22 protein-coding genes are annotated in these 25,619 nt (G+C 74.5%); 12 read left to right on the top strand and 10 right to left on the bottom strand.

What is annotated here, in order from left to right; translation table 11 throughout:
- Nucleotides 1-171: 171 nt before the first annotated feature.
- The 6 genes from ACMCNN_RS11980 (at nt 172) to ACMCNN_RS11955 (ending at nt 6,156) form a co-directional block, all read left to right on the top strand.
- The gene (locus ACMCNN_RS11980; protein ID WP_412746258.1) at nt 172-1,149 is read left to right on the top strand and encodes a LysR family transcriptional regulator; all 978 of its coding nucleotides are present in this window, start codon (nt 172-174) and stop codon (nt 1,147-1,149) included.
- 31 nt (nt 1,150-1,180) lie between these two features.
- A complete protein-coding gene (locus tag ACMCNN_RS11975) occupies nt 1,181-1,588 on the top strand; it encodes a hypothetical protein (RefSeq protein ID WP_412746257.1) in 408 nt (135 codons plus the stop codon).
- 134 nt (nt 1,589-1,722) lie between these two features.
- A complete protein-coding gene (locus tag ACMCNN_RS11970) occupies nt 1,723-1,983 on the top strand; it encodes a hypothetical protein (protein ID WP_412746256.1) in 261 nt (86 codons plus the stop codon).
- A 6-nt stretch (nt 1,984-1,989) separates the two neighbouring features.
- Nucleotides 1,990-2,850 carry a hypothetical protein gene (locus ACMCNN_RS11965; RefSeq protein WP_412746255.1) on the top strand — a complete coding sequence of 287 codons (861 nt, stop codon included), beginning with the start codon at nt 1,990-1,992 and terminating at the stop codon, nt 2,848-2,850.
- Entirely contained in the window at nt 2,843-5,488 is a 2,646-nt protein-coding gene (locus tag ACMCNN_RS11960; RefSeq protein ID WP_412746254.1) for an FtsK/SpoIIIE domain-containing protein, read from the top strand. The genes ACMCNN_RS11965 and ACMCNN_RS11960 overlap by 8 nt, the downstream gene beginning before the upstream one ends.
- Entirely contained in the window at nt 5,485-6,156 is a 672-nt protein-coding gene (locus ACMCNN_RS11955) for a hypothetical protein (protein WP_412746253.1), read from the top strand. The genes ACMCNN_RS11960 and ACMCNN_RS11955 overlap by 4 nt, the downstream gene beginning before the upstream one ends.
- A gap of 30 nt (nt 6,157-6,186) precedes the next feature.
- On the opposite strand, the gene ACMCNN_RS11950 is transcribed toward ACMCNN_RS11955, so the two are convergent.
- Both ACMCNN_RS11950 and ACMCNN_RS11945 read right to left on the bottom strand, forming a co-directional pair.
- Nucleotides 6,187-7,446, bottom strand: coding sequence for a cupin domain-containing protein (locus ACMCNN_RS11950; protein WP_412746252.1), 1,260 nt, complete (start codon nt 7,444-7,446; stop codon nt 6,187-6,189).
- A 12-nt stretch (nt 7,447-7,458) separates the two neighbouring features.
- Entirely contained in the window at nt 7,459-7,719 is a 261-nt protein-coding gene (locus ACMCNN_RS11945) for a hypothetical protein (RefSeq protein ID WP_412746251.1), read from the bottom strand.
- A gap of 129 nt (nt 7,720-7,848) precedes the next feature.
- On the opposite strand from ACMCNN_RS11945, the gene ACMCNN_RS11940 reads away from it, so the two are divergent.
- Complete coding sequence (locus tag ACMCNN_RS11940) at nt 7,849-8,661, top strand: DUF72 domain-containing protein (protein ID WP_412746250.1); 813 nt, start codon at nt 7,849-7,851, stop codon at nt 8,659-8,661.
- Nucleotides 8,662-8,966: 305 nt separating this feature from the next.
- Nucleotides 8,967-9,365, top strand: a complete 399-nt coding sequence (locus ACMCNN_RS11935; RefSeq protein ID WP_412746249.1) for a DUF4190 domain-containing protein — start codon at nt 8,967-8,969, stop codon at nt 9,363-9,365.
- A gap of 33 nt (nt 9,366-9,398) precedes the next feature.
- Here ACMCNN_RS11935 and ACMCNN_RS11930 read toward each other — a convergent pair whose 3' ends face one another.
- Nucleotides 9,399-9,746 carry a YybH family protein gene (locus ACMCNN_RS11930; RefSeq protein WP_412747144.1) on the bottom strand — a complete coding sequence of 116 codons (348 nt, stop codon included), beginning with the start codon at nt 9,744-9,746 and terminating at the stop codon, nt 9,399-9,401.
- Between the two features lie 107 nt (nt 9,747-9,853).
- On the opposite strand from ACMCNN_RS11930, the gene ACMCNN_RS11925 reads away from it, so the two are divergent.
- Both ACMCNN_RS11925 and ACMCNN_RS11920 read left to right on the top strand, forming a co-directional pair.
- Complete coding sequence (locus ACMCNN_RS11925; protein WP_412746248.1) at nt 9,854-10,729, top strand: LysR family transcriptional regulator; 876 nt, start codon at nt 9,854-9,856, stop codon at nt 10,727-10,729.
- Nucleotides 10,730-10,963: 234 nt separating this feature from the next.
- Nucleotides 10,964-13,798 carry a BTAD domain-containing putative transcriptional regulator gene (locus tag ACMCNN_RS11920; RefSeq protein WP_412746247.1) on the top strand — a complete coding sequence of 945 codons (2,835 nt, stop codon included), beginning with the start codon at nt 10,964-10,966 and terminating at the stop codon, nt 13,796-13,798.
- Between the two features lie 75 nt (nt 13,799-13,873).
- Here the strand turns inward: ACMCNN_RS11920 and ACMCNN_RS11915 are convergent, their stop codons facing one another.
- The 4 genes from ACMCNN_RS11915 to ACMCNN_RS11900 all read right to left on the bottom strand — a co-directional run bounded on the left by ACMCNN_RS11915 (nt 13,874) and on the right by ACMCNN_RS11900 (nt 16,881).
- Nucleotides 13,874-14,749, bottom strand: a complete 876-nt coding sequence (locus ACMCNN_RS11915; protein ID WP_412746246.1) for a DUF72 domain-containing protein — start codon at nt 14,747-14,749, stop codon at nt 13,874-13,876.
- Nucleotides 14,750-14,814: 65 nt separating this feature from the next.
- On the bottom strand, nt 14,815-15,237 hold the full coding sequence (locus tag ACMCNN_RS11910) for a TraR/DksA family transcriptional regulator (RefSeq protein WP_412746245.1): 423 nt from the start codon (nt 15,235-15,237) through the stop codon (nt 14,815-14,817).
- Between the two features lie 258 nt (nt 15,238-15,495).
- The gene (locus ACMCNN_RS11905) at nt 15,496-16,128 is read right to left on the bottom strand and encodes a uridine kinase (RefSeq protein WP_412746244.1); all 633 of its coding nucleotides are present in this window, start codon (nt 16,126-16,128) and stop codon (nt 15,496-15,498) included.
- Nucleotides 16,129-16,302: 174 nt separating this feature from the next.
- Nucleotides 16,303-16,881: a winged helix-turn-helix domain-containing protein gene (locus ACMCNN_RS11900; protein WP_412746243.1), complete on the bottom strand. Its 579-nt coding sequence runs from the start codon at nt 16,879-16,881 to the stop codon at nt 16,303-16,305.
- A gap of 728 nt (nt 16,882-17,609) precedes the next feature.
- Here ACMCNN_RS11900 and ACMCNN_RS11895 point away from each other — a divergent pair.
- Entirely contained in the window at nt 17,610-18,548 is a 939-nt protein-coding gene (locus ACMCNN_RS11895) for a DUF3500 domain-containing protein (RefSeq protein ID WP_412746242.1), read from the top strand.
- Here ACMCNN_RS11895 and secA2 read toward each other — a convergent pair whose 3' ends face one another.
- From secA2 to ACMCNN_RS11880, 3 genes are all read right to left on the bottom strand, one after another.
- On the bottom strand, nt 18,549-20,840 hold the full coding sequence (secA2, locus tag ACMCNN_RS11890; RefSeq protein WP_412746241.1) for an accessory Sec system translocase SecA2: 2,292 nt from the start codon (nt 20,838-20,840) through the stop codon (nt 18,549-18,551).
- Nucleotides 20,841-20,943: 103 nt separating this feature from the next.
- Nucleotides 20,944-22,080 (bottom strand): SigB/SigF/SigG family RNA polymerase sigma factor, encoded by a 1,137-nt coding sequence (locus ACMCNN_RS11885; protein ID WP_412746240.1) that lies wholly within the window; start codon nt 22,078-22,080, stop codon nt 20,944-20,946.
- A 363-nt stretch (nt 22,081-22,443) separates the two neighbouring features.
- Nucleotides 22,444-23,463: a hypothetical protein gene (locus ACMCNN_RS11880; RefSeq protein ID WP_412746239.1), complete on the bottom strand. Its 1,020-nt coding sequence runs from the start codon at nt 23,461-23,463 to the stop codon at nt 22,444-22,446.
- 93 nt (nt 23,464-23,556) lie between these two features.
- Here ACMCNN_RS11880 and ACMCNN_RS11875 point away from each other — a divergent pair, with 93 nt between their 5' ends.
- The gene (locus tag ACMCNN_RS11875) at nt 23,557-24,099 is read left to right on the top strand and encodes a hypothetical protein (RefSeq protein WP_412746238.1); all 543 of its coding nucleotides are present in this window, start codon (nt 23,557-23,559) and stop codon (nt 24,097-24,099) included.
- The last annotated feature ends 1,520 nt before the right edge of the window (nt 24,100-25,619 follow it).

Below are 25,619 nucleotides of genomic sequence, written 5' to 3'. Positions count from 1 at the left end.
CAAAGTAGACGGTCGCGACACCGAAAGTGGCCGATCTTGCACGTACAGTTCGGATCTAGCGCACTAGTTATTCGGATCTGTCCATTTGTGTAACCCGTTTGTCATATGTAGCGGATCTCTCACTGTCCAAAGGTCTTCCCGTCGATCCCATGAACGTCCTACCGTCACGCTATGAACCTGGAGCTGCGGCATCTCAAGGTGGTCTGCGCCATCGCCGAGACAGGCAGCGTCACGAAGGCGGCGTCGCTGCTGGGGCTCGCCCAACCGGCCCTGACCGCCCAACTGCAACGCATCGAACGGACCCTCGGCGGTCCACTGTTCGAACGCGACCGACGCGGCGCCCGCGCCACCGCCCTCGGCGAACTGGTGCTGTCCCGCGCCCGCGTCCTGCTGCCCGCGATGAAGGGCCTGCAGGACGAGGCAGCCCGGCTGGCGGGGGCCGGCACCGACCAGGGCATGAGCCGGTACCGGATCGGCACCATCGGCGGACCGGTCATCGGCGGCCTCGTCCACCGGCTGTCCGAGTCCCAGCCCGATGCCCAGATCTCCACCCACGCGTCCTACTACGTCGACGAACTGGCCAACATGGTCGTCGCCGGCAAGCTGGACTACGCCCAGGTCGGCGTCTGCGGCGACGCGATGCCGTCCGCCGACTACGGCCTGATGTGGCAGACCATCGCGGTGGACGCGGTCTGCATCCTGCTGCCCGAGGGCCACCCGCGGGCCGAGGGCGAGGACATCGACCTGGCCGACCTCGCCGACGAGCAGTGGGCCGCCGGCACCGGCGACGGCTGCATGGCCGACTGCTTCGCGGCCGCCTGCGCGCGGGCCGGGTTCACCCCGCGCCGGGTCCTGGAGATCGACGTGCGCGGCGTGGTCGACATGGTGGAGATGGGCCGGGCCATCGGCATCTGCCAGCCCACCTTCCGCCCGCCACCCGGACTCACCCACCGGCCGCTGGCCGGCGCGCCGCTGCGCTGGCGGCAGGTTCTCGGGTGGCACCCGGACGGCCCCGCCGCCCGGGTCGCCCCGCGCCTGATCGGCATGGCGCTGGAGGCGTACCAGGAGGCGGTGGCCCGCAACCCGCGCTACGTGAAATGGCTCGTCGACTATCCCGCGCTCGGCAACCACCAGCTCGCGGCGGCGTAGCCCGGCCCCCCGGGCGTGCGAGGCTGGGGGCATGTCCGCACCGCTGCTGATCGTCGACGGGGCCAACGTCGTCGGCTCCGTACCCGACGGGTGGTGGCGCGACCGCGCCGCCGCCGCGGTCCGGCTGCGCGAGCGCCTGGCGCCGCTCGCCGCCGCCGGGCTGCCGGACCTCCCGGCGCCCGTCGAGGTCGTCCTGGTGGTGGAGGGCAGGGCCCGCGACATTCCCGCCGCCGACACGGTACGGGTGGAACGCGCCCCCGGCTCCGGCGACGACACCATCGTGGACCTGGTCGGCGCCGCCGAACCCGGCCGCCGGGTGGTCGTGGTGACCGCCGACCGGGAACTGCGGTCCCGCGTCAGCGCCCTCGGCGCCGAGACCCGTGGCCCCTCCGCCCTGCCCCGGCCCGACCCGCGCCCGTCCCGCCCCGACCCGCACTGACCTCCCGGAAGCCGACCGCTCGACCGCCCCGGCGGTCCGGTGGCGCGAATCGGGCGTGCGGGCACGAGCACCCCATCGGGGACGACTATCCTGGGCGGCGGCGTACCCCCCAAACCCCCCAGGAGGCTGCAGCCGTGGCCAGCGTCGCCGAGCTGAGAGCGGCCGTCGATGCCGCCCTGCAACAGGTCACCGAGGGGCAGGCGGCGATCCAGGCGGCTCGGGAGAAGCTCGGCGAGGCCCAGCAGAGCCTGGCGGCCGCCCTCGACGGCAGCGCCAACGAGTCCGTCGGCGCCGCGCACGCCGCCCTGTCCCAGGCCGACCAGCAACTGGAGGAGTGCCTCTCGGCCACCCTCGTCGCGGTCGAGCAGGCCCAGACCTACACCGCCACGCTGTAGCCCGCGATGTCCATCCTGCAGGAACTCGGCGCGCAGGTGCGTGCCGCCGGTGACGAGCTGCCCACCGGCCTGGTCGACGTGGCGATGGCCCGGCTGCGCGCCGCCACCGAGCTGCTCAACTGGGTGCGGCAGACCTCCGTGGACCCGCTCGGTGTGCCGCAGCTGGGCAACGCGACAGAGCACGCCGAGCACGCCGCCGCCGCGCTGCGGGTCGCCCAGGAGGCGCTGGCCGCGTACCTGAATGTGCTGGGGCTCGCGGGTGACGCCGCCCGTCCGGAGGCCGGGTGGCGGGCCGGGCTTACCGAGGCCGCCCCGCCCCCGGCGCCCGGCGCGGGCGCCGCACCGCCGCAGCGGCTGGGCCCCTGGTGGCAGCAGCGGGTGGCGGAACTGACCGGGCAGGCACCGGAACGCGACACCGAACCCGCCGCGGCCGACTCCACCGACCTGCTGCGCCGGGTCGCCGCCGGGGTCCGCAGCGGCGACCGGGCCCGGCTGGGCCGCGACCTGCACGCGGTGAACGCCTCCTCGGGGCTGGCGCTGTCCGCGGTCACCCCGCCCGTGCTGCACCGTCTCGCGGGTGACCTGCTCGGCCACGAACCCCGGCCCGCCGACCTCGACCGGCTGCGCAGCGCGGCCGCCGGACCGGTCCGCAGCCTGCTGCCCGGCGTCGCGCCCGACGTGCTCGACACGCTGCTGGCCCGCGTCTGCCGCGCCCCCGCCCCCGACCCCGGCCAGCCGCACCCGGCCGACACCGCGGTCACCTCCGGCGTGCTGACCGGCGTGCTGCTGGCCCGCCTCGGCCGCGACCCGGCGGCCCTGTCGCCGTCGGCCCCGGAACCGCTGCGCCCCCGCGACACCGATGGCTGAGTCCACCACCCAGCAGGTGCTCGACGTACGGGCCGGGCTGGCGCACGCGCTCGGCGCCGCACAGTCCGCACTGGACGCCGCCCGGCACCGCCACCTCGCCGCCGTCGAACGGCGCAACCGGGTCGCCGCCGCCGCCGAGGCGCAGAAGGTCCGGCTGGCGGTCGAACGCGACACCCGGCTGCGCGACATCGACCACCAGCACCACGACGACCTCGCCGCGCTGGCCGGGGCGGCCGCCGACGCGGGACGCCGCGGCGCGCCGGGTGCGGCGGGCGCGCCGTGGCCGGACTGGGCGCCCACCCCCGGCGTTCCCGCGAGCGAGCTGCGGGTGGGCCGCCTGCTGCTGCCGTACGAGGGGGAGGTGCCGGCGCTGGTGCCGCTGCTCGACCGGGGTCACGTAGTGGTGCGCGGCGACCCGGCCGTCGGCGACGACGTGGTGGCGGGCCTGCTGCTGCGCGCACTCGGCACCGCCCCGCCCGGCACGGTACGGCTCACCGGCTACGACCCGGAACAGCTGGGCGGCGGGCTGGCCGGGTTCGCCGGGCTCGCCACGGCCGGGGTGCTCACGTTCGCCGGGCCGGGCGCGCTGGGTGCGCTGCTCGACGAGCTGGTCGACCACGTGCGGCGGATCAACGAGACCGTGCTGGCCGGGGAACACCCGTCGCTGCGCGAGCTGGCCGCCGCCACCGGGCGCCGTCCCGAACCGTGGCGGGTCGCGGTGCTGCTGGGCGGTGGGCGCGGCGACGAGGTGGGGCGCAGGGAACGCGGGCAGCTCGACCGGCTGCTGCGTACCGGGGCGGCCTGCGGGGTGCACCTGGTGCTGCGCGGCATCGCAGTCGGGGAGGCACCCGCCGGGGTCGAGGTGATCGACGCCGCCCGGGACAGCGCGGCCCGGCTGTCCGGCTGCGGCGATCTGCCCGTACGCCTGGATGGGGGTCCGCCCGCGGCGCTGCTCACCGCGACCAGCCGGCGGATCGCCGAGCAGGTAGCGGCAGGACCGCACCCGGTGGCGCTGGACACCCTGCTGCCGGATGAGGAGTGGCGCGAGCACTCGGCGAACGGGCTGAGCGCTCCGCTCGGCGACGGTCCACACGGGAACCAGGTCACCGTGACGCTGAGCGACTACCCCCCGCATGCGCTGATCGCGGGGCCGTCCGGCACCGGCAAGACCAACCTGATCTACGCCTGGATCGGGGCCCTCGCCGCCCGGTACTCCCCCGCCGAACTGGCCTTCTACCTGCTGGACTTCAAGGAGGGGGTGTCCTTCGCCCGGTTCGCGCCCGGCCGGCGCGACCCGAGCTGGCTGCCCCACGTACGCCTGGTCGGGGTCAACGTGAACACCGACCGCGAGTTCGGGCTGGCGCTGCTGCGTTTCCTGGGTGGGGAGCTGCGCCGCCGCGCCGACGCCGCCAAACGGCACGAGGTCACCAACCTGGCCGAGCTGCGCGCCGAGGACCCCGACGGGCACTGGCCGCGGATCGTCGCCGTGGTCGACGAGTTCCAGGTGCTGCTGGCCGGGCGCGATGCCCTGGCCGCCGAGGCCGTGGACCTGCTGGAGGACCTGGCACGGCGGGGACGTTCGCAGGGCATCCACCTGATCCTGGCCAGCCAGGACGTCTCCGGCATCGAGGCGCTGTGGGGGCGGCCCGCGCTGGTCGCGCAGTTCTCGCTGCGGATCGCGCTGCCCCGGGCCCGCCGCATCCTCGCCGAGACCAACCCGGCCGCCGACGCGCTGCCCCGGTTCCACGCCGTGGTCAACGCGGACTCCGGCGCGTTCGAGGCGAACCGGGTGGTGCGGGTGCCGGCCGCGGGCGACAGGGATCAGTGGAGCGCGCTGCAGCACCGGCTGTGGCGCCGCCGGCCGCCCGAGCTGAGCGCGCCGCGGCTGTTCGACGGCGACGCGGTGCCCCGGCTGGCGGACAGCCCCGACTTCGCGCGCCTGGCTCCGGCGTCCACTGTGGCCACCCCCGTGGTGCTGCTCGGCGAGACGATCGACGTCGCGGCCCGCTCCGCGCGTACCGTGCTGCGGCGGGCGCCCGGCCGCAACCTCGCCGTGCTCGGCACCCGGGTGGACGAGGCGTGCGCGGTGCTGGGGACCGCGGCCCGCGCGCTGGCCGCGCAGTATGCGCCCGGCGCGGCCCGCTTCTCCGTCGCCTGCCTGGACTCCGACGCCGCCGCCGCGGTCGACGCGCTGCGCCCCCACCTGCCCGGCGACACCGGCTGGTACGGCCCGGACAGCGTGGGCTGGCTGCTCGACGACGCCGCCGCGGCCGCCGACGCCGACCTCACCGCCGACCGCCCGCACTTCCTGTTCCTGTACGCGGTGGACGCCGCGCCCGGCGGCCCCCGTACGGCGGAACTGCTGCGGCGGATCCTGCGCCAGGGCCCCGAACGGCGCATCCACATCGTCGGCTGGTGGCGCGGCGCGGCCCTGCTGCGGGAGACCCTCGGCGGGCAGGGGTCGCGCACCGACGCCATCGGCGCCTGGGTGGCCCTCGACGTGCACGGCAGCGAGCTGGCCCCCTACTATCCGGGCGCGGGGGCGCCGGTGTGGTATCCGCGGCCGTGGCGGGCCCTGCACTTCGACCGTTCGGTGCACCGGGGCGCCGAGGTGATCATTCCGTACGGTGCCCCGTGAGCGGCGACGAGTACCGGGCGGTGCTGCGGCGGCTGACCACGCTGGACGCGGCGGCGGGCGCGCACCGGGCCGAGGCGGTGGCCTGGCACGAGGGGCGGGTCACGGCGGCCGACGACGCGCTCCGCGCCGCCGACGAATCGGTCCGCGAGGCGGCGGAGGCGGTCCGCGCGGCGCAACGGGATCTGGAGGAGGTCGACGCCCGGGCGGCCCGGCTGTGGTCGGACTTCGTGCACCGGGTCGGTCCGGCCGCCGAACGGTTCGGCCGTACCGTGCCGCAGCCGGCGGTCCCCCGCCAGCGGGGCGAACTGACCGCCGACGACTATCTGCGGGAGGTCGCGGCGAAGGTCGCGTACACCCCGCCCGCGCGGCCGCTGACCGGCGCCACCACCACCGTGTTCGCGGTCTTCGGCGGCATCGGCGGGCTGCTGGGAGTGGCGGCGTACCAGCTGCTGCGCTGGGCCGGCACCGCGGCGGGCGGCGACTGGGCGGCGGGGCTGCCCGTGGTGGCGTTGATCGCGCTGGTGCTGGGGCCGGTCGTCGCGGTGTTCGCGGCCAAGCGGGTGGCGGACCGCCGGGGCGCGGAACTCAACGCCGCGGCGATCACCACCGTGCTGCTGGCCGGGCTGGCGACGGCCGGGCTGCTGGCCGCGATCCTGCGCGGCGGCTAGCTGTGGCGCCTGGTGGCGCCGCGATCCCCCTCAGGCCGGGACCGCCAGCCCCTCCCGTAGCAGGCGGCGGGCCAGCACCAGCCGGTCCGCGTCGTCGTCCAGGCCGGGCAGGTCGCCGACCCGCACCGGTTCGCCGCCGAGTGCGGCCCCGACCGCGGCCGCACAGTACGCCGGGAACCGCACGACACGGTCGGCGAGCTGGAGAACGGCCCCCTGCTCGCCGTCACCGGACAGCCGCCAGCGCAGCCCGGCACGACCGGCGATCCGGTCGGCGGCGGTGAGCCGCTCGGCGAAGTCGAGCTGGGCCAGCGGGCCGATCGGGGCGGGACGCGCCGCCGGCCAGGACCGGGACCGCAGCCGCTCGGCGACGGCGACCGGGTCGGCGCCACGCAACCAGTCACGCAGCGCCTCCACGGTCTCGGTCAGCTCGGGCTCGACCGCGTCCGGGTCTGTCACGTCCAGGCCGAACGGCAGGCCGGCCCGCAACCGGCGATCCTCCGCGGCCAACGTGAGCAGCTCCTCGACGATCGCGTACCGGGTGAACGCCCGTACGCCCACGGTCAGATGCAGGCTGCGGCCGTCCACGGCGGTGGCGGAGTGCAGCCAGCCCCGCGGGAGGTAGAGGGCGTCACCGGGGTTGAGCACCGTGTCCACCGCGGCGGGACCCTCCGCGGTGGCCGCCACCTCGTCGGCGCGGCCACCCCACGGTTGGCGGTCCAGCGGATCCGGCAGCACGGGCTCGTGCACCCGCCAGTGCTTGCTGCCCTCGACCTGCAGGACGAACACGTCATGGGTGTCGTAGTGGGTGGCGAAGCCCTGATTGCCGGGCGGCGTGAGGTATGCGTTGATCTGCACCGGCTGGCGAAGCTCCGCGCCGAGGCGCTGGGCGAAGTCGATCAGCGGGGGCCAGATCCGGTGCAGTCCCTGCAGCACCAGCGTGGCGCCGCCCGCGTACAGTCTCAGCACCTTGTCGTCGTGCACCTGGTCGCCGACCTCCGCGCCGGCGCCCGCGCCCCCGGTGAACCCGCCCGCGGGCAGCACCGTGCCCCGGTCCGCGACCCGCAGGAACGGCGTACGCAGGCCGCGGCGGCTGAGCAGCTCATCCACCGCGGCCGCGCCGAGCAGGTCCGCGAACGCGTCAGGGCCGGCCAGTTCCCCGGCCCGCGACAGCAGCGGCGACCGGCCCCAGTACGCGGCCGCGAACTTCGCCGTCTCCACGGAGACGCACCGGGCCAACGCCGGGAGGTCCAGCGCCGGGGAGTCAGTGCCGCCGGGCTCCTGCGTCGTCATACCGCGAGCCTGTCAGGACGCGCCGCCGTCGGCGCCACCGTCGGTTCCCGCTGGGTTGGCGCCACCGTCGGCCGGTCCCTCGCCACCGGCGCCACCGTCCGCGCCGCCGTCGTTGCCGGCCGGGTTCGCGCCGCCGTCGGCCGGCCCCTCCCCGCCGCGGACCGCGCCACCGTCGGCGCCACCGTCCTGGCCGCCCGCGTTCGCGCCGCCGTCCGCAACGCCCTCGCCGCCCGCCAGGCTGCCGCCCGTGATGTCGTCGTCGCTGAGTCGCATGGAATCTCCTTCGAGGCTCGCCCCAGGGCATCCGCCGACCGGGGCCGTCGAGTTCTCGATCTACCCAGCGACGGCGCTTCTAACCCGGCGCACGTCCAACCCGGCGCACGGCTTTCGGCCGGAGTCCCGGTGGGTATCCGTCAGCACGTGTGGTGGATCGGTACCTCCGGCTTCCAGTACCGGGACTGGCGGCCACCCGGCGGCGGCGACGAGACCGGGTTCCTGTACCCGGCGGGCCTGCCGCAGCGGCTCTGGCTGGAGCACTACGCGCGGCACTTCGCCACAGTGGAGATCAACAACGCCTTCTACCGGCTGCCGGAACTGACCACCTTCCGGCAGTGGTGCCAGCGGACCCCGGACGACTTCGTCGTGGCGGTGAAGATGAGCCGCTACCTGACCCACATCCGGCGGCTGCGCGAGCCGGCCGAGCCGGTGGCCCGGTTCCTGAGCCGTGCCGAGGGGCTGGGCGACAAGCTGGGCCCGGTCCTGCTGCAGCTGCCGCCGAACCTGCGGGCCGACGCGGCCGCCCTCGACGAGACGCTGTCGCTGTTCCCGGCGCACGTGCGGGTGGCGGTGGAGCCGCGGCACGAGTCGTGGTTCACCCCGGAGATCCGCGACCTGCTCACCCGGCACGGCGCCGCCCTGTGCTGGGCCGACCGCCAGGGCCGGCCGGTCACCCCGCTGTGGGTGACCGCCGGGTTCGGCTACCTGCGGATGCACGAGGGGCGGGCCAGCCCGCGGCCGCGCTACGGGCGGGCGGCGCTGGCGAGCTGGGTCGACCGGGTCGCGCAGCGGCTGGCCGGGCTGCCGGCGTACATCTATTTCAACAACGACCCCGGCGGCGCCGCCGTGATCGACGCGGCCGCCCTGGCCCGGCAGGCCCAGCGCCGCGGCATCGAGGTCACCCGCACCCCGCGCATCAGCCCGCGACCGGGTCGATAGACGTCATCGCGGGGTAGCGTCGCGAATGGCAGCCGCCGTCACCCGACCGCAGTCTGGGAGCGCGTCCGTGGATCAGACAGGTCACGCCGCATGCGCCAGCCGATCGGATTCGTCCGCTCGCACGGTCCTTGCCGGACGTTGGCGCGTGATCGTGACCATCGCGGTTGATCGGGCAGCCGATCATCCCGAACGGTCCTCCAGGGCTTTGCCGGTTGCGTCGCAACGACCACAGTGGGCGGGCGGCCGGTTCTGGGCTGGGGGCCGGCCGCCCTTCCGGGTCACGTCCAGCCGGACGGAGCCCGACCGTGACCTACCAGCCGCCGCTCGACCTGGAGCGCACCCGGTACGCCTATCCGGTGCCGGTGGTGCCCGGCTCGCCACCGCCCGGCCCCCGCCCAGACGCATCGGGATTCGGCCCCGTCACGCCGGGGCCGGCGGTGGCGCGGAAGCCGCCCACCGCCGGGACGGCGACCGCCGCGATGGCGCTCGGCATCGTGGGGGCGGTGGGCGGCTGGTACCTGCTGGGGCTGCCGTGCCTGGCCGCGATCGTGCTGGGCCATCAGGGCCTGCGTGTCACGAGGGACGGGGCCCTGGGTGGCCGGGGCATAGCGGTCGCCGGGCTGGTCCTGGGCTATCTGTTCGCCGCAGCGTGGACGCTGGCCTTCCTGCTGGGTGGGATGGGGGCGGTGGTTTCCGCCCCGTAGCCCGACCGTGCTCGCGGCGGCCCGGGCCCCCGCTCAGGCGCGGTTGACGGGTACGAATTCGGGCTGGTCCAGCACCCGCAGCCAGCTGCCGTCCGGCTGTCGGCGTACCACCTGCGCCCGGGCGCCGGCACCGTCGGTGGGCGGGGTAGCGGTGAGTGCGAGGTCTCCGCTGATCAGCGTCGGCAGCGGTGGCTCCGGTGTGAAGTGCGGGCGGCCCGCCAGCACCTTCTCCCACAGCGCGCGGATCGCTTCCCGGCCGACCGTCTGACTTCCCGGCGGGTACGCCAGCACCGCGTCCTGTTCGTAGAGCGCGGCGACGCCGGCGGCGTCGCCCGCGTTGGACCGTTCGACGAACAGGCGGGTGATGTCCTCGGGCCGCATGGCCTTCTCGTATTCGGGCATGTCATGTCTCCTTTCCCCACCCAGCCTGCGGGTCGGAAGCCCATGAGTCCAACAGATGGTTCAGCTGGAAGCTAGAATCAGCAGCGATGGAACTCCGGCAGCTCGAATACTTCGTGGCCGTCGCGGAGGAGCGCAACTTCACCCGCGCCGCCCGACGTGTGCACATCAGCCAGTCCGGGGTCAGTGCCCAGATCCGGCAGCTGGAGCGCGAGCTGGGTGCCGAACTGTTCGACCGGTCGGCGCGCACCGCCACGCTCACGGTCGCCGGGAAGGCGGCACTCGCGCACGCCCGCACCGTACTGGCCGCCGCCGGGGCGGTCCGGCAGGCGGTGGGCGAGGTCACCGACGTCATCCGCGGCCGGCTCACCGTCGGGATGGTCACCGGCTGCACGATCGGGCCGCTCTTCCACGCGCTCGCCGAATTCCATGAAACGCATCCCGGGGTGGAGATCTCGCTGCGCGAGGAGAGCTCGGACCGGCTGGTCGCGCAGGTGGGCGCGGGCGAGCCCGACGTGGCGCTGATCGGTACGGCCGCACCGCCGGCCGGCCTGGACGTGTGGCCGGTCGCCAGCGAGCGACTGGTCGCCGTCGTCCCGCCCGGGCACGCGCTGGCGGGGCGCCCCCGCGTACGGCTGCGCGACGTGCTCGCCGAGCCGATCGTCTGCATGCCACCCGGCACCGGCCTGCGTACGGTGCTGGACCGCGCCTGCGCAGCTCAGGACCGTCAGCCGGTCATCGCGGCGCAGGCCAGCGCCGCCGACGCCATCGCGGATCTGGCCGCCCGGGGACTCGGGATCGGCATCCTCAGCGAGTCGATGGCCGAGCGGTACCACGACCGTCTCCACGCCCACATGATCGCCGACGTCGAAACGCCCGCGCTGCTCACGCTGGTCTGGAAGCCCGCGCCGGGACCAGCGGTACGGGCGTTCCTGGCATGCGCTCGGCGGGCGTTCCCCCGGTAGCGAATGCCGCACCGGCCACCGGTGACGACGACCGGGTTGCCCGGCCGACCACGCAGCCCCCGTCCGTCGGGGAGCCGGAGCCGACGGCATCCGGGAACGTCCAGGCATGACACCTGCGCCCGATCACCGTCGGCCCTCCAGCGGCTACCCACCGTGCCGTTTGCGCGACCCCCCGTGATGATCTCGCCGCCCTTACGGCGATGGAAGACTCCCGTCCCGCGCTTTCCACCACCCTTGCCAAATACCTTGACGCTCATCGTTAGGGTTACGCGTATGGATTTCCGCCTGCTCGGTCGGATGGAGGCGGACCAGGACGGCCGTCGCCTGGAGCTGGGACGACGGCGCGAGCGAGCGTTGCTCGCCGTGCTGCTGCTCGAGGCCGGCTCTGTGGTGCCCGTCGAGCGACTTGTCGATCTGTTGTGGGACGAGGACCCACCGGCCGCGGCGCGCGCCAACCTCCACACCCATGTGTCACGGCTCCGGGCTCGCCTCGACCGGGACGGCACCGGAGAGTGGGGGTTCCGGCTGATCAGCGGCGACGGCGGCTACCGAGCCGACGTGGACCGGCAGACCATCGACGTGCACCGCTTCCACAGCCTGGTGGACGAGGCGGGCAGAATGTCCGCCCCCGCACAACGAGCGGCGACCCTTCGGCAGGCGCTGGCGCTGTGGCGTGGCCCGCTGCTCGCCGACGTGGCCTCGGAACGGCTCCGCGACCGGATCGGTACGGCGCTGGCCGAAAAACGGGTCGCCACCGTCGAGCTCGCCATCGAGGCCGAGTTGGCGGATGGGCGACCCGGCGAGGTGATCGCCGAGCTGACCGCGCTGACCGCCGAGTACCCGTTGCGGGAACGGTTCGTCGGTCAACTGATGCGGGCTCTGCATGGCGCCGGCCGTGCCGCAGAGGCACTGGAGTGGTACGCCGCCATCCGGCAGCGGCTGGCAGAGCAGCTGGGTGTCGATCCGGGACCGGAGCTGCAGCAGCTGCATCTGGCGATCCTGCGCGGCGACCTCGGCCTGCCCGGGCAGCCGCCGGCCGTTCCCGTGCCCGCGCAACTGCCCGTCGACGTGCACGGATTCGCCGGCCGCGACGCCGAACTCGACCGGCTCGATGCCGTGCTGGCTGCCGGGTCCGAGCAGCCGACCGCCGTACTCATCTCCGCCGTGTCCGGCACCGCGGGTGTGGGGAAGACCGCGCTCGCTGTGCACTGGGCGTACCGCGTCGCCAAGCGGTTTCCGGACGGGCAGTTGTACGTCAACCTCCGCGGCTTCGGCCCCGACGAGCACCGCGCGACTCCGTCGGAGGCCGTGTGCGACTTCCTCGGCGCCCTCGGCGTGCCGGTCGAGAAGATCCCGGCAACGCTGGACGCGCAGGCCGCCCTGTACCGCAGCCTGCTCGCCGGCCGGCGCGTCCTGGTCGTGCTGGACAATGCCCGCGACGCCGAGCAGGTGCGCCCGCTGCTGCCCGGGACATCCACCGCACTGGCGGTGGTGACCAGCCGCAACCAGCTCACCCCGCTGGTCGCCACCGAGGGCGCCCGGCCGATAGTGCTCGACACGCTGTCGACCGAGGAGGCTCGGACGATGCTCGAGCGGCGGCTGGGCACCGGCCGGATCACGGCCGAGCCGGAGGCGGTCGACCGCATCATCGCGGCATGTGCCCGGCTGCCGCTCGCGATCGCGATCGCCGCCGCGCGTGCTGAACAGAGCGGCTTTCCGCTCGCCGCGGTCGCGGGCGAGCTGGAGAAGCACGATCGGCTCCTGGAGACGCTGGACGCGGGCGATCCCACCAGCCGGATCCGGGCCGTGTTCTCCTGGTCGTACCGCGAACTCACACCACCGGCGGCCGCCTTGTTCCGCCTGTTCGGCCTCCATCCCGGCCCGGACATGTCAGCGGCCGTGGGTGCGAGCATGGCCGGTTGCCCGCCGCGGGAAGCCCGCCGGCTACTGACCGAGCTCGCCAGAGCGAACCTGCTCACCGAGTACGTACCCGGCCGGTACACCTCACATGATCTCCTGCGCGCCTATGCCGCCGAACTCGTCCAGGAGCACGACGACGACCGGGCCAGACACGGTGCCCTCGGGCGCATGCTGGACCACTATCTCCATTCCGCATGCGCCGCCGACAAGCTCCTGTTCCCTCTTCGCAACCCCAGCGAGCTGCCGCTCGCCACGCCGGATCCCGACAGTCACCCCGAACGGTTCGCCAACGCCGACGAGGCGAACGCCTGGCTGCGATCCGAACAGCGCAACCTCACGGCCGCCCAGTCGCACGCGGACACCACCGGGCGGGATACCTACAGCTGGCTGCTGGCGTGGGCCCTCGACACCTTCCTGGATCGGGAAGGTCTTCGCAGCGAGCAGATAACGGCCTGGCAGTACGCGGCGCAGGCCGGAAAGCGGCTCGACAACCCGGCCGCACGAGCCGATGCCCATCGCTATCTCGGCCGCGCCCACCTCCACCTCAACCAGTACGCCGCGGCACAGCCCCACCTCCGGCAGGCTCTCGACCTGTTCACCGAGACCGGCATCCTGACCGGCGCCGCCCGGACCGTTCTTCACCTGAGCTACCTCGAGGAACGCCAGGGCCACCTGGAAGAGGCCCACCGCTACAACGAGCAGGCGCTCGCCCTGTACGAAGCGAGCGGCCAACGTCGTGGGCAGGCCGACGCCCTGAACGCCGTCGGCTGGACCCATGGCCTGCTGGGCCAGTACGCCGAGGCCCTGGCCTACTGTTCGAAAGCGCTCGTGGTGCTCGAAGAGCTCGGTCACGAGCCCGGCGTGGCGGCCACGTTGGACAGCATCGGCTACAGCCACCACCATCTCGGCGACTACGTCCAGGCGGCCGACTACTACCACCGGGCCATCGCCCTGTACCGCAAACTCGACGACCGCTACTACGAAGCCGCCACGCTCGTCCATCTCGGCGACAACCACGATGCCGCCGGCGACCCCGCAGCCGCGCGGGACGCCTGGCAGCAGGCGCTCGACACCTTCACCGAGCTGGACATGCCCGACGCCGCGAGCGTCCGCGCCAAACTGCAGGCCTCGCACGCGGCCGCATCGTAGACCGGGACCTGCGGGTCTGCGCCCGGGCGGGATGAGACCGGGACCGATGTGCACAGGTGCCCGCTAGTGCAGATGTCACGTTTCTGCAGCTAGGAGGCGCTGCAGGTCCGCCGCATTGGTCTGCGCATAGTCGCGGTAGCAGTTGTTCATGAACACCTGGGTGTGCTGGGCCCCGTCGGCGAGGGCGCGCAGCTTCGGCGCCCACTCGGCCAGCTCGTCGGCGGAGTATCGGTAGCCGTACTTCTCGTGGATGTCCTTGCTGGTCCACTTGTCGCTGTGGCCGTGGAAGCGCACCACGGCCAGGTCCGCGGTGGCCGCCAGGACGGGCGGCACGGAGCTGCGGTGGCCCTGCGGCATATCCACGCAGACGAACGGCAGCCCGTACGCGCGAAGGAAGTCGAGGGTCTCGTTGCGGTTCGCCCCGTCGAACCAGGAGGCGTTGCGCAGTTCGATGACCGGCCGCAGCGGTTTGCACCGGGCGGCGACCTCCCGCAGGTACTCCTTGTTGGCGCGGCGGATGCCGAACCACGGCGGGAACTGGAACAGCACGGCCCCGAGCTTGCCCGCCTCGTGCAGCGGATCGAGCGCGGACAGGAACCGCGACCAGATCTCCTCGTACGTCTGCGGCGGCAGGTCATCCGGGTAGACGTTCTTCTTCTCTGTCTGCGGGCGCAGGTCCTTGTAGATCGCGGAGACCCGGGTGGGGTGGCCGGTGAGCAGGCTGAACGCCTTGATGTTGAAGGTGAAGTGGGGCGGCGTGCGCTCTGCCCACAGCCGGGTGGTCTGCTCGGCGGGCGGGCCGTAGTAGGTGGCGTCCACCTCCACCACGGGGAACTGCCGGGCGTAGTGGGCCAGGCGCTTCTCCGGCGTGTCCGCGGTCTGCGGATACCACCCCGAGTCGAGAAGAGTCCGGTCGGTCCACGATGCCGTGCCGACCTCGATCGTCCCCATCGGCTCACGCTAACGGAGGAAGCGGCCGGTCCGCCGCCCGAGCGGGCGACGGACCGTCGGCAGGGTCAACCCGCGCGGCGCTCGCGGTTGGACTTGCAGCTCACGCAGGTGGTGGCCGACGGGAAGACCTCGAGGCGGGCCACCGGGATCGGGTTGGCGCAGCCCTCGCAGTAGCCGTACGTCCCGTCCTCCAGGCGCTGCAACGCGAGTTCTGCCTGCATCCGACGGTCGAGCAGGGTACGCAGCAGAGAGGTGGCCGCGTCGCGTTCCGCGGTCTTGGAACCGCTGTCGGCCTGGTCGTCGCCGGCGGCGTCCCCGATCTCGACGAGGCGCAGCTTCTGGTTCTCGGCGACGGCGTCCTCGTACTCGGAGTGGAGATCCTCGTAGCGGGACCGCAGCACGGTCCGGATCTGCTCGACCTCCTCGGCTGAACGCCCCGTGGTGGTCTCCGCACCCTTCCCCGCGATCACCGTGCTGTTGACGAGCATGCGCTCCCCCTGCCCTTCGCCTGTGACCCTGCCGGTCTGCTCTGCCCCTGCCCCTGCCGGTGGGGTCCCCCGGGCCGGCGTGGCCTCCGTGAAGCCGGCTGATACCCACCGCGGAAGATCCCAAACGGGGATCTTCGCTGAAAAGTAATCGGAGCATAACTGTCAGTGCTCGAAACCGCCACGGACTGCACGAGGATGCTTTCGCGTCGCAGGTCAGAGCGGGTTTGCGGCGATGCATCCGATCCCGCGTACCGGGATTCAGGCCGAATCGAGCAGCACGGCGGGGTGGCGCGGGTCGTCCACCCGGACGACGACGTCGGCGAAGGAGCGGGGATCGACCTCGGCGTCGTAGCGGGCGTAGGCGGGCAGCGTCCAGCGCAGCTCGGGCGCCGTCCGCCGGGCCAGCGCGGCCGGGGACAGGGACAGATGCACCGCGACATCGAACGGCAGGGCGCCGCCGAGCAGCAGCGGCCCGCTCACCAGTACGACGGCGGCCGTGGGCAGCGGACGGTACGGTTCGCGCGCCGACCGGTCCGTACGCGTGTCCCAGAGCCGGGTCACGACCCGGCCGCTGCCGCCCGGCCCGGCCCGGTCGAGCACCTCCCGGCGCAACCCGGCCTCGTCCAGCCATCCGGCGTAGAACGAGTCCGGGTTGGTCCGGCCGAACTCCAGGCGCAGCGACGCGGGTCGCAGGAAGTCCTCGGCGTTGATCCGGACGGAGGGCCGCCCCCGCAGCCGCAACGGGCCGACGAGAGCGTCTGCCAGCTCCGCCGGACCGGCCGCCGGAGCACCGTCCAGACCCACCCGCAGCCACCGGCCGGGAGCCGTGGCCGCAAGACGGTCGGCCAGCTCCTCGACCAGGGCGGCGGTGGACACCGGACGCGCACGCATGCGGCCACGATAGCCACGCGCACGTCGCGGTCCGCAGCAGCGTCACCGCGCGTCCGTCAGCCCTGCGGCAGCGTCACCGCGCGTCCGTCAGCCCTGCATCAGCACCACGCGGACTCAGTCCTGCGGCAGCGTCACCGCGCGGACTCAGTCGTGCGGCGGCACCACCAGGCGGGCTCAGTCCTGCGGCTGCACCACGACGCGGGCCTCGTCGGAGAGGCGATACCCGACGCCGTAGACCGTGGTGATCAGCGGAACGTTGCCGCCCAGCTTCACCCGCAGCCGCCGCACGTGCACGTCGACCGTGCGCTCGCCGGTGTGCTCGTAGCCCCAGACCGCCGACAGCAGCTGAGTCCGGCTGAAGACCCGGCGCGGGTTCTCCGCCAGGAACAGCAGCAGGTCGAACTCGAGCCGGGTGAGCGGCAGCACCTCACCGTCCAGCATCACCTGCCGGGACGCGGTGAGCAGGCGCAGCTCGGGCCCGCTGTGCGCGGAGACCGGCAGCGCGGGATCGGGATCCGGCGGCGCGACGGAGACGGCGCCCTGACCGAGCTCGACGAGCTCGCGGACGGCGTCGAGCAGGCGGTGGGCCTGCGGCGTGAGCCCTTCGTCGGTGAGCGGGATCGCCAGAGTGACGGTCAGCGCGGGATCGGCCGCAAGCGCGGTCGGAGTACGGCGGATCGTCGCGACGTTCCTCGCTCCCGTCGCGTGCGAACCGCGCCGCCCGGCGCGTGCCGACAGTGCCGTGACCGGCATGAATGCCCCCCAATTGCGATACGGATAGGCCGCACCCCGCAGCGGCAGACGAAATAATACATTCGTAAACGGGGTCGATATTGTCGGTTCGCGGGTTGTCCGGTCAAGGCGGCAACCACAGTGTGGGAAGGTCGTTCCACATGAGAGATTTCCGCACTGGAAATGCGATTCCCGTCACGGGTTAACAGCATGCATCCATTCGTTGGAGTCCTCGGGAAAGAACAGTTTTCCTCACGTCAAACTACCGTGGCGCGACGGCGCTCGCCACCCAGGCAGTGATGGCCATCTTACGATGCGTACCACCTGCCGCACCCCGCCGCCCCGCCGTGCGTCGGCCCGGCTCGGCCGAAGAACACGCTCTCCGGCAGGTTTGCCCAGCACAATGAGGGGGTACGCGGGACAGGTTCCCGTGGGGAGCCGCCACGGCGCCCGCCACCGGCGGCCGACGGGCCGCCGCGCGCGCCTCTCCCGGCGTTTGCCCGCCGCAGTGCACGTCAGCGCAGGTGAGAAATGGCCGTGCGAGCACCCCGGCCGGGACGCGGCCGGCCCACGCGCAGGCGCGCCGCACGTCACATCCGCGCGTTCCGCGAATGTGCGGCCGAGATTGGCATCGTACGCTCAGGTGGTTGCCGACGAAATAATCCGCGCGCGGGACGGCGAAACGATCGCGTTCACACGGGATGCGCGACACGCGCCGTGCACCGCGCCGCGGCCACGGGAGTACCGACATGATCCTCGCCTACGAGATGCGCGCCTCAGCGGACACGCTGCTGGCCGAGCTGACCGACGAGCAGGAGGCCGCGGCGGCCCGGACCTTCGACGACGCGGCCCGCCGCTGGCTCGAGTACCGGCCCGAACCACGCCCCGGGCTCAGCCTGGCCGATCTCGGCGTGACCGCCCGCAAGGCCGCGCACAGGCTGCTGGCCACCGCCCTGAGCCCGCCCGCGTACGCGCAGGCCATGGCCGTCATCGCGCTGGAGGAGGTGCTGGATCGCCGGGAGGACTGGCGCAAGGGGCGGCACAGCGAGGACTACCGGGTGGTGGTCTTCGGCACCCCCGGCGAGGACCGCTGGGGCTGGCGGTTCGAGGGCCATCACCTGTCGGTCAGCATGACCGTGGCCGACGACGTGGTCTCCCCCGCACCGGTCTTCCTGGGCGCCAACCCGGCCCGGGTGGACACCGCCGGGCGGGTGGTGCTGCGGCCGCTGGCCGCCGAGGAGGACCTCGGGCGCGAGCTGCTGCTGGCCATGACGCCCGCGACGCGGCGGCGGGCCGTCGTCGCCGACGAGGCACCGTACGACATCCGCAGCGGCACCGCGCCGACGGCGGGGCCGATCCCACCGGCCGGGGTGCCCCGCGCCGACCTGCGCCCCGGCGAACGGGCGCTGCTGGACCAGCTGGTCGCGCTCTACCTGGGACGGCTGCCCGACGAGCTGGCCGCCGCGTACGCGGACACCCTCGGCGCGGACGTGCACTTCGCGTGGGAGGGGCCGCCCGGGCCGGGCAGCCGCCACTACTACCGCATCCAGGCCGACGACCTGCTCATCGAGTACGACAACACCACCGACGACGGCAACCACGCGCACACCGTGCTGCGCCGCCCGCGCGGCGACTTCGGTGGCGACGTACTCGCCGCCCACCGCGCGGGGCCGGGGCACACGCGATAGCTACTGCCCGCTGGAGGTGAGACGGCGGCCCACCGCCGCGATGAGCCGGTCCAGCTCCGAGCCGAACGGGTTGTCGTGCACCAGGTACGTCCACGTGGCACTGGGCCGCACGATCTGCGCCTGCTCGGGCTGCCACCCGTCGGAGAGGTCGACCTCCTCGAACGTCTCGATGGTGCGCCGCTCGATCTCGGTGAACAACGTCTGGAACGCCGGCACCGCCGCGCGGTGGAACTCGTCCAGCGGGTCCAGCTTGCCCAGCGCCCGCAGGTGCACGCCCTCGCGGACCTCGTTGAGATGCGCCAGATGCTCGGCCCACAGCCGGTCGAGGTGGAACAGGGCGATGGCCCGGCCGGCGTCGCTGAGGATGTCCTCATCGGTCGCCTTGGCCTTCTCCGGGGACCGCTCCAGCAGCATGATCGCGGCGACCTCGCTGGTGAGCAGCCGTTCGCGCCGCTCGGCCAGCGCCACCCGCTGCTGCTCGATCACCACGCTGTAGCGCCACGTGTTGCGGTGGATCTCGTGGTTGACGCCCTCGGCGACCCGCTGTGCATGCTCGACCGCGTAGTCCACCGTCTCGTCGTGCACCACGCCGTCGATGTCCATCCGCGGCGACGCCGGCAGGATGTCGCCCGCGTGGCGCACCACCAGGTCGTCCTCGAGGCTGACGAAGAACACGGAGCCGCCCGGGTCGCCCTGCCGGCCCGCCCGGCCGCGCAACTGGTCGTCCACCCGGCGGCTGTCGTGGCGGCCGCTGCCGATCACGTACAGACCGCCCAGCTCGATCACCTGGTCGCGGTCCTTCTCGTCGCTGCCGCCCAGGCGGATGTCGACGCCGCGGCCCGCCATCTGGGTGGAGACGGTCACCGCGCCCAGCGCGCCCGCCTCCGCGATGATCGCGGCCTCCTCGGCGTCGTTCTTCGCGTTCAGCACCTGCGACGGGACCCCGGCCGCGGCCAGCTGCGCCGCCAGCTGCTCGGACGCCTTCACGTCGACCGTGCCGACCAGCACCGGGCGGCCCTTCTCGTGGGCCAGCTTGATCTCCTCGACCAGCGCCTCATCACGCATGTCGTGCGCCGAGTAGATCCGGTCCGGCTCGTCGATGCGGATGTTCTCGGCGTTCGACGGGATCACCGCGACCTCGAGCTTGAAGTACTCGCGCAGCTGCTCACCCACGTGCACCGCGGTCGCGGTCATCCCGCACACCGTCTTGTAGGACGCGATGAACGCCTGCACGGTGATCGTGTCGAGGACCTCGCCCTCGGCGGTGGCGGACAGGCCCTCCTTGGCCTCCACGGCGGCCTGCAGGCCGTCCGGCCAGCGGCGGCGCTGCGCCACCCGGCCGCGCATCTCGTCGATCAGCTCGACCGAGCCGTTGCGCACGATGTAGTCGACGTCGCGGCGCAGCAGGGCCCTGGCGTGCAGCGCCACGTTGACCGCGGAGAGCTGCTCGACGTTCTCGTGCGCGTACAGATCGAGGCCCATCCGGCGCTCGACCTCGGCCAGACCCGCGGAGGTGAACGCGACGCTGCGGCCGTCCTCGGCCACCTCGAAATGCTTGCCGGGGCGCAGGTCGCGGACCAGGTCGGCGGCCTCGTGCACCGGGTCGCTCTCGGTGTGGATGCTGCCGGCCAGCACCATCGGCACCCGGGCCTCGTCGATCAGGATCGAGTCGGCCTCGTCGACGATCGCCGTGGCCAACTCGCCCTGCACCCGGTCCGCCAGGTCCGTGACCAACTGGTCGCGCAGGTAGTCGAAGCCCGCCTCGCTCACCGACACGTACGTGACGTCGGACGCGTACGCCTCGCGGCGCTCCTCCGGGGTCGACGCCTCGGTCACCCAGGCAACGGTGAGGCCGAGCAGGGTGTAGACCGGCTCCATCCAGGTGGCGTCGCGGCGGGCCAGGTAGTCGTTGACCGTGAGCACGTGCACCGGCCCGTTGCCCCGCCGGACGTGCCCGTACGCGGCGATGGTGGCGGTCAGGGTCTTGCCCTCACCGGTGGCCATCTCCGCCACGCTGCCGGACAGCAGGGCCATGGCGCCGAGCAGCTGCACGTCGTACGGCCGCTGGTCCAGCGCCCGCTTCGCGGCCTCCCGGCCGACCGCGCAGATCTCCACGTAGTCGTGGGCCTCGGCGGCCGCCGCGGTCAGCTCCGCGTCGTCGAGAGCCGCCAGGGCCTCCTCACGCGCGTCGATGTCCGGCAGCCGACGGCGCAGCGGGGCGAGATCGACCGTGGTGCCCGGACGCTGCAGGAACTTACGGAACCGGCTCTTCAGCCGCTGCGACACACCCATGGCCGGCAACGGTACTTGATGCCGGCCGCCGATTGCGCCCGACTCCCGCCCCGGACGCCCGATATGCCGGCCGGCGTCGCCCGTCCGGCGCCGGGCGGGGCGGTCACGGCTGGTCCGGCGCGAGCGTCGGGCCCAGGCCGGAGACCGCGAGGATGCGGGCCACGTACGGCTGCGCACCGCGAACGACCAGCGGCACCTCGGCGCGGGCCGCGGCCGCCCTGGCGTCCACGAACGCCGCCAGCCCGGCCGCGTCGATCAGCGGCACACCGGAGAGGTCCACGACGATCCGCTGGCCGGCCGCCGCCGCGACGGCCTGCCGCAGCCCCGCGCGGAACCGCTCGGCGGTGTCCCGGTCCACCTCCCCGCGCACCCGTACGGTCAGCCCGCCCGGCACCCGGGCCACCGACACGCGCATGTCGTGCCCGCCGTCCGAGGCGCCCTCCCACCGCGGCAGGGTGTCGCGGAGCATCGCCTCCCGCAGCCAGGTCAGCGCCCGGCTCAGCAGCCGGGACACGTGCATCTGGGAGACACCCAGCTCCTGGGCGATCTCGGCCTGGGTCCGGTTGCCGTAGAACCGCAGCGCGAGCATGCGACGTTCGCGGGCCGGCATCCGCAGCAGCAGGTCGGCGACGGTCAGCTTGTCGTCGACCGCCTCCAGATCCAGGTCGACGCCGCCGAGCAGGTCACCGAGTTCACCCGCGTCGCCGGCACCGACCGGGGCGTTCAGTGACGCCGGGCAATAGCTGGCCGCGGATTCGATCGCCTCGATCACCGCGTCCTCGTCGACCCGCAGGAACTCGGCGATCTCGGCCACCGTGGGGCTGCCGGAGAGGCGCGTCGTCAGCACGGTGCACGCGCGCGCCACCTCGAGACTGAGGTCCTGGATCCGGCGGGGCACGTGCACACCCCAGGTCTTGTCACGGAAATGGCGTTTGATCTCGCCGGTGATGGTGATGACCGCGTACGCGGTGAACGAGCCACGCCGCGGGTCGTACCGGTCGATGGCCTTGACCAGGCCGAGGCGGGCGACCTGGGTGAGATCCTCCAGCGGCTCCCCACGGCCGCGGTAGCGCCGCGCGAGCCGGCCCGCGAATGGCAGGCACGCCGCGATGAGCTCCTCGCGCAGCGCCTGCCGTGCGGCCGGTGGCGCGCCGGACCACCGTCGCGCGTAGACGACCGCGGCGGCGTCGAGATCCGCCGGAGGACACTCCAGCGTCTGCACTTCTTCAGGTGCGCGCATCGTCTCTCCCTCGCGCGGCCCCGCCATGACCGGCGAAGCCACCCTCGGCCGGAGGGCGAGGCGGGAGCCAGCGCCCCGCCGGCGCCTCCCAGCGCCCGGTCCCCACCGCCCCCGGATCGGCCCCTCGGGGGCGACGTTACTGCCCCACTTGCCTGACTCAAACGCATCGACCGAATCGTGGCAATGCGCCGCCGCCGATCCGTGCCGGGCGGCCGGGCCCCCGGACGGCCGTTGCGCCTCGTCAGGCCCTCGGCGGCCGGGTCCGGGCCACCCGCCGTTTCCGTTTCGGAACTTGTACCGGCGTGTCCGGTCGGCCGTGTCGTCCCGCTGCGTACGCGGGGTCGGGGCGCTCCGCGGGGGCGCCTAGTTGCCGGCGTCCCGACCCGTGGTCTCGTCGTCGTCGCGGCGCAGCGCCCACGACGGAGCGCCGGTGTCCGCCGCGCCGGGCGCCGGCTCGCCGGGGGTCCCGCCCGGCAGCCCGGACTGGGGACCGCCGCCATGCGGCAGGCCGGACTGGGGACCGCCGCCATGCTGCGGCAGGCCGGACTGGGGGCCACCGCTGGGCTGGGGTGGGCCGGACTGGTAGAGGCTGCCGGGCTGGGGCGGGCCGGGCTGGGCACCACCGCTGGGCTGGGGCAGGCCGGACGGGAGGCCACTCGCCTGACCCGACGGGCCCACGGAGGGCGGTGCGGCGTATCCCGCGGCGGCGGGCCCGGACGGGTACCCGGGCGTCGGCAACCCGGACGGCATCCCGCCTCCCGACGAGCCCGGCCCGGACGCCCCGGACGGCTCACCGCCGAGGGGTGCCTGACCGGACAATCCGGACGGGGGCGCGGAGCCCGGCTGTCCGGCGGGTCCCTCATGCAGCGGGCGGTTGTGCTGACCGAGCTGCGGTGGCTCCAGCGGCGGCCGGCTGGGCGGCTGTGCCGCCGAGAGGCCGCTCGGGGCGCCAGCAACGGCGGGTCCCTGGCCCGGTGTCTGCAGAGCGGCCGGGGTCGGGATGGGGCCCAGCGACTGGGTCGGGCCCGTGCCCTGGAGCGGGTTCGCGGCCGTGCCCGGTGAAGGTGGCTGGCCGGCGCTCGTGCCGAACGCGGCCGGGCCGGTGCCACCGGACGGTCCACCCGCGGACGGCTGCCCCCAGGGCTGCGGCGGCTGGGGCGCGCCCTCCGGGCCGGGCCCCGACATGGCGGCCTGTCCCGGCGGTGGAGGATTGTGCTGGCCGAGCTGCGGCGGCTCCAGCGGCGGCCGCGCGGGGCCCTGGCCCGCCAGCGGCGGCCGGTTGCGCTGCCCCGCCTGGCTCGCCTGGCCGGCCTGGCCCGCCTCCAGCGGCGGCCGGTTCTGACCCAGTTGTGGGGCCTCCAGCGGCGGCCGACTCTGCCCCATCTGCGGGGGCTGCAGCGGTGGCCGGTTCTGACCCGGCTGCGGGGCCGGCTCCTGACCTTGATTCTGCGGTCCGAGCGGCGGTGGGCCGCCCGCGTGACCCGCCAGCGGTGGGCGGTTCTGCTGGCCCAGCTGCGGAGGCTCCAGCCCGGCACCGCTTGCCGCCGGTCCAGCGGGCGCCTGCTGCCCGAGCTGCGGCTGCTGCCCGGGCTGGGGCTGCCCGGGCTGGGGCTGACCGAGCTGGGGCTGCCCGGGCTGAGGCTGCCCGAGCTGAGGCTGACCGAGCTGGGGCTGCCCGGGCTGAGGCTGACCGAGCTGAGGCTGACCGAGCTGCGGGGGTTCCAGCGGTGGCCGGGCCGGGGGCTGGGCTCCCGGCAGGCCACCCGGCTGGGCTCCGGGCGCGGCCGACTGGTCCGGGCGATCGACGGGCGGGCGGTCCTGGGCCTGGCCGGCCGCGCCATGCGCGGGCTCCGGGTGGCCCGCCGCCGGTCCGGTTCCGACCGTGGGTTCGGCGGGCGCGGGCGCGGCGGCCTGCCCGGCCGGGCCGGGCTGACCCGGTTGTCCCGTCACGCCCGCCTGCCCGGGCGCTGCACCCTGGCCGCCGGGGACGCCGCCCGGCTGGTCGGTCCGGGGACGTGAGGGAGTGAACTGCGGCGCGTCGAGGGGCCGGTTCTGCTGGACGTAGATCGGCGGTCCGAGCAGAAGCGGATCGAAGTCCGGCGGAAGCGTCGGCGGCACGGCCGGTGTGGCCCCGCCGGGCACCGGCCGGGAGCCACCTCCCGGGGGGTTGAGCGGACCCGAGGACGGGTGCGCCGCCCCGCCGTGCGGCGCGGCGGGGGCCCCGCCCGTCTGCGTTCCCGTGGCGGGCCAGTCCGTCGATGGTGGTGCCCAGCCGGGCCCGGCGTCCGCTCGGCTGCCCGGCGCGAATCCCGACGGCGTGGAACCGCTCTCGCGCGGCGCGGCCGGACCGGCCGCCCCGTTCACCGGGCCCGGTTCGGCCGGGGCTCCGGTGCGCTCCTGCGGGCCACCGGCCGGCGCGGCCGCGGGATCCCATCCCGTGACCGGCGCTCCGCCGTGCAGTGGTGCCGCCGGGGAGCCGCCGGTGATGCCCGACAGCCCGGACTGCGGGGCGCCCCGGCCCGGGCCGTCCCAGCCCGGTTGACCGGTGGGCTCGGGGCCGCCGGACTCCGTGAAGCCGGGCGTTGTGAAGGAGGGGCCACCCGCCCCGGGATGCGACAGACCCGACGGCGCGCCCGCAGGTGGCGGCGAGGGCTGACCCGACGGCGCAACCGGCGGGGCCGCCGATAGGCCCGAGGGCGCGGCCGGCGGGCCCCCCAACGGACCCGCAGGGCCGGCCGGCGGAGCCGCGGAAGACCCCGGCGGCGCGGTGGGCGGCGGCGCGGAAAGGCCCGACGGTGCCGGAGCGGACAGGCCGGACGAGGCTGCCGGCGGCTGTGGCGAGGAGAGACCGGATGACCCGGCCGGGGCCGCAGAGAGGCCGGACGGCGGGGCAGGCGGCGCAGGGAAGCCGGATGGCGCGGAGAAATCGGATGGCGCCGCTGAGGGAGTCGGCGCGGACAGCCCCGACGGCGCACCGGGCGCGGACGGCGCCGACGGTACGGGCGGCGCGGCGGCAGGCCCGCCCGGACCGGACGAGGCGGCCGGCGGCGCAAGCGGGCTCAGCCCCGGCGGCGGACCCGCAGGCGCGGCCAGGCCCGATGGCGGACCAGCGGGCCCGGGGGCGGCCAGGCCCGACGGCGGACCAGCGGGCCCGGCGGAGGTGGTGAAGCCCGGCGTAGAAGCGGCCCGGCCCGCCGCTTCGGATGCGGCCGGGCCGGGAGTGGACGGTGCGGCCGGAGACTCGGCGGCGGGCGGCAGACCCGAGGCGGGCGCCGGCGGCAACCCCGCGGCGGGAGGCAACCCGGAGGTCGGCGGGAGCCCCAGGGGCGGCTCCGCGGCGCGAGCGCCACCGGGCGGCATCGGCGGCGTGGGCTCGGGCAGCCCGTGCCCAGTCAGGCCCTCGGGAGGCCGGGGCGCCCCCCGGGTGGTCGAGACGTCGGGTAGGGGCTCGGCATGTCCCAGTGCCCCGCGCCCACCTGCGGTCGGCAGGCCGGGGATGTCGAAGTCCGGTACCGGCTCGGTGGTGCGCGGCGTCGCGC

The sequence above is a fragment of the Krasilnikovia sp. MM14-A1004 genome (assembly GCF_047159485.1).
Taxonomy (GTDB): domain Bacteria; phylum Actinomycetota; class Actinomycetes; order Mycobacteriales; family Micromonosporaceae; genus Actinoplanes.
Note: the sequence above shows the minus strand (reverse complement) of the source record. Positions and strands in the feature narration are given on the sequence as shown.